7 protein-coding genes are annotated in these 6,141 nt (G+C 47.8%); all 7 read left to right on the top strand.

What is annotated here, in order from left to right; genetic code table 11:
- Positions 1-15 precede the first annotated feature (15 nt).
- Positions 16-528: an aminodeoxychorismate/anthranilate synthase component II gene (locus AB1466_00060; protein MEW6188498.1), complete on the top strand. Its 513-nt coding sequence runs from the start codon at positions 16-18 to the stop codon at positions 526-528.
- A gap of 28 nt (positions 529-556) precedes the next feature.
- The gene (trpD, locus tag AB1466_00055) at positions 557-1,573 is read left to right on the top strand and encodes an anthranilate phosphoribosyltransferase (GenBank protein MEW6188497.1); all 1,017 of its coding nucleotides are present in this window, start codon (positions 557-559) and stop codon (positions 1,571-1,573) included.
- A 36-nt stretch (positions 1,574-1,609) separates the two neighbouring features.
- Positions 1,610-2,389, top strand: coding sequence for an indole-3-glycerol phosphate synthase TrpC (gene trpC, locus AB1466_00050; GenBank protein MEW6188496.1), 780 nt, complete (start codon positions 1,610-1,612; stop codon positions 2,387-2,389).
- An 86-nt stretch (positions 2,390-2,475) separates the two neighbouring features.
- Positions 2,476-3,828 carry a TrpB-like pyridoxal phosphate-dependent enzyme gene (locus AB1466_00045; GenBank protein ID MEW6188495.1) on the top strand — a complete coding sequence of 451 codons (1,353 nt, stop codon included), beginning with the start codon at positions 2,476-2,478 and terminating at the stop codon, positions 3,826-3,828.
- Between the two features lie 149 nt (positions 3,829-3,977).
- Positions 3,978-4,601 (top strand): phosphoribosylanthranilate isomerase, encoded by a 624-nt coding sequence (locus AB1466_00040; GenBank protein ID MEW6188494.1) that lies wholly within the window; start codon positions 3,978-3,980, stop codon positions 4,599-4,601.
- An 80-nt stretch (positions 4,602-4,681) separates the two neighbouring features.
- Complete coding sequence (gene trpB, locus AB1466_00035) at positions 4,682-5,863, top strand: tryptophan synthase subunit beta (GenBank protein ID MEW6188493.1); 1,182 nt, start codon at positions 4,682-4,684, stop codon at positions 5,861-5,863.
- 10 nt (positions 5,864-5,873) lie between these two features.
- The coding region (locus tag AB1466_00030) for a tryptophan synthase subunit alpha (protein MEW6188492.1) at positions 5,874-6,141 on the top strand (268 nt) is incomplete at its 3' end.

Raw genomic sequence — 6,141 nt, 5'->3', positions numbered from 1 at the left:
GAGCTTGGGGCGGACCTGCCTACTGGCAGGCATGGCATTCGCGTTTTCCGCAATGATAAAATCTCCATCTCTGAGATTGAAAAATTAAACCCCACACACATCGTGATCTCCCCAGGTCCATGTACCCCAAATGAGGCAGGCATTTCCATGAATGTGGTGAAATATTTCGCCGGGAAAATCCCCATCTTGGGGGTTTGTTTGGGACATCAATCCATTGCTCAGGTATTTGGGGGGAGGATTATCCGCGCTCCAGTTCCAGTTCACGGGAAAACTTCCCTAATTTATCACGATGGAAAGACCATATACCGAGAAATCGAAAATCCCTTCGTTGCTACCAGATATCATTCCCTGATAGTGGAGAGAGAAACCCTCCCCGATTGCTTTGAGATATCTGCGGAGACGAAGGATCGGATCATCATGGGAATTAGACACAAGAAGTTCCCAATCGAGGGGGTACAGTTCCACCCAGAATCCATTTTGACGGCGGTGGGTAAGAAAATTTTGAAGAATTTTTTGGACATTACTTGAAAGTTTGAAGGGGAAGGAGGTGTGACTTGTGATCGTTGAAGCCATTAGAAAAGTAGTTGAGCGAAAGGATTTAACCCCGGGGGAGGCAGCATCGGTGATGGAGGAGATAATGAGCGGTAGAGCAACCGAAGCTCAAATTGCCTCATTCCTCACCGCTCTTCGGATGAAGGGAGAGACCGTCGATGAGATCTCAGAATTTGCCAAGGTGATGAGGGCTCATGCCATTCGGATCAGTCCAAAAGTGGCGGATTTGGTGGACACCTGTGGGACGGGAGGAGATGTTTCCCATACCTTTAACATCTCTACGGTCACAGCCTTTGTGGCTGCAGGAGCTGGTGTACACATCGCTAAGCATGGAAATCGTTCCGTTTCCAGCCGCTGCGGCAGTGCAGATGTTCTGGAAGCCCTCGGTGTAAAGATCGATCTACCCCCCGAAGCGGTCGAAGCTTGTATAGATGAAGTTGGGATAGGCTTTTTGTTCGCCCCCTTATTACATCCGGCGATGAAATATGCCACTCCCGTCAGACGAAACATCGGCATTAGGACGGTCTTTAATATCCTGGGTCCTCTCACCAATCCCGCCTTTGCTTCGGCTCAGATTTTAGGGGTTTATGATCCCTCCCTCGCTCCCGTACTCGCTAAAGTCCTCGGAAATTTGGGAGTAACCCATGCCATGGTAGTTCACGGCGATGGGTTGGATGAGCTAACCACTACTGGTGAAAGTCGCATCTCAGAGCTCTTCGATGGGAAGGTGAAGAACTACAGCATAACCCCCGAGCAATTCGGTCTACCGAGGGTAAGGGTTGAAGATCTCAAAGGAGGAACGGTGGAGCAAAATGCCCAGATTATGAAAAGCATTTTATCGGGTGAAAAGGGAACCCGAAGGGATATCGTGCTTCTAAATGCTGCGGCAGCTTTGGTGGCGGCGGACAAGGCTAAAGATCTTGGGGAGGGTTTAAAACTTGCGGCTGAATCAATCGATAGCGGAGCGGCTCTCGAAAAACTAGAAAAACTCAGGGAATTCACCAATAAATATAGGGAATAGGAAAAATTCCCTCCCTCATTTTGTTGGGTGTTGCCTATGATTCTAAACGAGATAATTAGGGACAAGAGACGTGAGATAGAACGGAGGAAAAGGAGTGTAGGTCTTGAGACCTTGCGGGAGCGGATATCTTTCTCGCCTCGCACGAGGGATTTTAAGGCTGCCCTTAAAAATCCGGGTTTAAGTCTTATCGCTGAGGTGAAGAGGGCATCTCCATCGGCTGGGTTAATCAGAGAAGATTTCAATCCGGCGGGAATTGCTCAAGTTTGTGAGGAAAATGGCGCTGCTGCCATCTCTGTGCTAACCGATCGACATTTCCAGGGAAGTTTGCAACATTTAGAAGATATTAGGGCTGTGACCTCAATCCCTATCTTACGCAAGGATTTTATCATAGATGAGTTTCAGGTTTATGAGTCTAGAGTGAGTGGTGCCGACGCCATACTTTTGATTGCGAATATCCTTTCCATTGAGGAGATATCGAAGCTTCTCTCCCTCGCTCGAAAGCTGGATTTGGATGTTATCGTGGAAATCCACAATCGCCAGGAGTTAAAGAAGGCATTAAAGACAAACGTGGAAATTATTGGTATAAATAATAGGAACCTCAGCGATTTCAAAGTCGATATCTCGGTTACTCCAAAGCTCATTGAATTTATCCCTGAGGATAAGATCATCGTGAGCGAAAGTGGTATCCACACCGCTCAAGATGTTAAGTTTTTGGAAGAGGTGGGGGTCAATGCAATTTTAGTTGGAGAAGCCCTTATGAGGAGCGATGATATTGGGGCGAAGATTAGAGAATTGTTGGGTAAGCAAATACGATAAGCGATATTCGACGAGCGATCAGCGGTAAAAGAAGATGAAAATCGCCAGTCGCTAATCGAAAATCATTAGAGGGAGGGAATAAGTAGGTGGAGGAAACGAAAATCATTTTGAGTGAAAAGGAGATACCCACAGCATGGTACAACATCTTACCAGATCTGCCAAAGCCGTTAGAGCCATATTTGAATCCACAGACGAAGGAACCATCGGGTCTTGCTCTCCCACCACCCCTGTTTGCTGCGGAACTCAGCGAGCAGGAGTCGAGCATGGAGCGCTGGATAGATATACCTGGAAAGGTAATAGACATCTACAAGTTGTATCGTCCAACGCCTCTCTTTAGGGCAAAGAGGCTAGAGGCAGCACTAGATACGCCGGCTAAGATCTATTATAAATATGAGGGTTGGAGTCCACCAGGGAGTCACAAGCCTAATACTGCTATTGCCCAAGCATACTATGCCAAGGAACAGGGTGTGAAGCGTTTGACCACTGAGACCGGGGCGGGTCAATGGGGCAGCGCTTTGGCCATGGCTTGCAAGTTAATGGGTCTGGATTGCACGGTTTACATGGTCAAAGTGAGTTATCATCAGAAACCCTACCGCAGAGTCCTCATGGAGACCTGGGGGGCTAAAGTGATTCCAAGTCCTAGTGAGAAAACTCAATGTGGGCGAGGGATACTGGCGAAGGACCCAGAATGCCCCGGTAGCTTGGGAATCGCCATAAGCGAGGCGGTAGAAGACGCAGGCACTCATGATGATACCTTGTATTCGCTGGGGAGTGTATTGAATCACGTTCTGCTTCACCAAACCATAATAGGGTTGGAATGCAAAAAACAATTTGAAAAAATGGATGAATATCCGGATGTTATCTTCGGTTGCATCGGCGGTGGCAGTAGTCTGGGTGGAATTTGCCTACCCTTCGTGAAAGACAAGCTGGAGGGAAAGAAGGTAAGAGTAGTAGCGGTTGAACCCACTGCGTGTCCCACGCTCACAAAGGGTATTTACACCTACGACTATGGCGATACGGCACACCTAGCCCCCATAGCGAAGATGTACACATTGGGTCATACCTTCGTTCCACCTCCCATACACGCTGGTGGGCTTCGCTACCATGGTGATGCACCGATCATGTGCGCACTTTATGATCAAGGCATAATAGAAGCTCAAGCCTACCATCAGAATCCGGTATTTGAGGCGGCGGTCACCTTTGCTCAAGCCGAGGGAATAGTTCCCGCTCCCGAGACCGCTCACGCGGTCAAGGCAGCCATCGATGAGGCTATTAAGTGCAAGAGGAGTGGCGAAACCATGACCATCCTCATCAACTTCACAGGTCATGGATATTTCGATCTCGCTGCTTACGATGATTATCTCGCGGGCAAGTTGGTAGACTATGAGTATCCACGGGAAAAGATAGAAGATGCTCTGGCTCATTTACCTAAAATCTAAAACAAATTGAGGAAGTGAAGGAGTGAAGTTAAAGAGCAAAATCCGTCGAACGTCGAATGAATAAATAAATTAAGCGTTCGACATACGACATTTATCGTTCAGCAAGGGGAATCACTTCTCACTCGAATCACTCGAATCACTTTTATCCCATGGTTAGAGTTAAGATATGTGGCATAACCAATTTAGAAGATGCGCTCTTGGCGGTGAAATTGGGGGCGGATGCTTTGGGTTTCGTTTTTGCCGAAAGCCCGCGATGCATTGAGCCTCAAGTGGCTGCTGAAATCATCAAAGCCAGTCCTCCCTTTGTGAGTAGGGTGGGAATTTTCGTTGATGAAGATGAAACCCGGGTGAAGAGGATTATCGCCATATGCGGCTTAGATACTCTGCAATTTCATGGAAATGAGTCGCCAAGTTATTGTATGCAATTTGAACGGAAGGTGATTAAAGCCTTTCGAATCAGGCAATTCTCTGATTTGGATATATTCCCGGGATACAAAACGGTGGATGCCTTCCTTTTGGATACCTTTGTTGAAGGAGCATGTGGAGGAACCGGTAAGACATTCGATTGGAGGATTGCTAGGAAGGCAAAGGGATTTGGAAAGCCGATCATCCTTTCCGGAGGGCTTAATCCCGATAACGTTGCTGAAGCGATTCGATTGGTTAAGCCCTATGCTGTTGATGTCAGCAGTGGTGTAGAGAAGGAACCGGGCAAAAAGGACCCCGATAAATTAAGAGCATTCTTTGAAAACGTCCGTAAGTTAGAACTTTCTTAGTAAGTAGTCGGTAGTGTAAGATTTTTACCACCGACTCCCAACTTCCCACACTAATTTAAACAGGGAGATGGTTTGAATTGTTGCCGGACAGAACGGGGCATTTCGGCGAGTTTGGTGGGAAATTTGTTCCAGAGACGTTGATGACCGCCCTCGCTGAGCTTGAGGGGGCTTACAACAAATATAAAGAGGATGAAGATTTTCAGCGAGAACTTGACTACTATTTAAAAGAGTATGCGGGACGCCCCACACCCTTATATTTCGCCGAAAGACTGACCCATCACTTTGGAGGAGCCAAAATTTATTTGAAGCGGGAGGACCTATGCCACACCGGTGCACATAAAATTAACAACACCATCGGGCAAGTCCTCTTGGCTAGGAGGATGGGTAAGACCAGAATCATTGCCGAAACTGGAGCAGGTCAACACGGGGTTGCCACCGCGACCGCCGCTGCAATGTTTGGAATTCCCTGCCAGGTGTATATGGGCGAAGAGGATGTCAAGAGACAATCCCTCAATGTTTTCAGGATGAAATTACTTGGTGCGGAGGTGATTCCGGTCTCAAGCGGTAGCAAGACCTTAAAGGATGCCATCAATGAAGCCATCAGGGATTGGGTAACCAATGTTGAGACCACCCACTATGTTATAGGCTCCGTCGTCGGTCCCCATCCCTATCCAATGATGGTTCGCGATTTCCAAACCGTGATTGGCGTGGAAACTAAGGAACAGATATTGGAGAAGGAAGGGCGCCTTCCGGATTATATAGTTGCCTGTGTTGGTGGAGGCAGTAACTCCATAGGCATCTTCTATCCCTTTCTTGAGACCAGAGTCAAATTGATCGGAGTGGAAGCGGCTGGGCGGGGACTCAAAACCCGGAGGCACGGTGCATCTCTTTGCGAAGGGACGAAGGGTATACTCCACGGCTCCTTAAGCTATGTACTCCAAGACCAATATGGACAAATCAGACCGGCTCATTCTATCTCCGCTGGGTTGGATTATCCGGGGGTGGGACCAGAACACAGCTATCTGAAGAAGAAAGGTCTCGCCACCTACACTGCTATTACGGATAAAGAGGCGTTAGAAGCATTTCAACTTCTCTCGGAAACGGAAGGTATTCTCCCCGCCTTAGAACCAGCCCATGCCATTGCCTATCTTAAACAACTCGCCCCAAATCTATCCAAGGATGAGATAATTGTGGTGAATCTCTCGGGTAGAGGCGACAAAGACGTCCAGGTGGTTGCTCAGGCATTGGGAGTCGAAGTATAAGTGAATTCTCATGAGTAGAATCGAAGAAAGATTTAAAAAACTTAAAGGGGAAGGAAGAGCTGCTTTAATTCCCTATGTGATGGCTGGTTATCCCACCTTGGAGGGGTCCAAGAGGATTATAGAGGCGTTGGCTGAGTGGGGGGACATCATCGAAATCGGGATTCCCTATTCGGATCCCTTAGCCGATGGTACAACCATTCAAAAGGCATCTGTGGTAGCGTTATCACAGGGAATAAAGACACCGCAAGTTCTGGAGATGATCGCAGATCTCCGGAGGG

This window comes from Actinomycetota bacterium, assembly GCA_040755895.1.
Classification (GTDB): domain Bacteria; phylum Actinomycetota; class Aquicultoria; order Subteraquimicrobiales; family Subteraquimicrobiaceae; genus Subteraquimicrobium.
The sequence above is the reverse complement of the archived record's forward strand: the minus strand, read 5'-3'. Positions and strand labels throughout refer to the sequence as shown.

Bases quoted from the DNA above. Each gene is read 5' to 3' on its own strand.
- trpC (MEW6188496.1), top strand. From the start codon at position 1,610: ATGATTCTAAACGAGATAATTAGGGACAAGAGACGTGAGATAGAACGG.
- AB1466_00040 (MEW6188494.1), top strand. From the start codon at position 3,978: ATGGTTAGAGTTAAGATATGTGGCATAACCAATTTAGAAGATGCGCTC.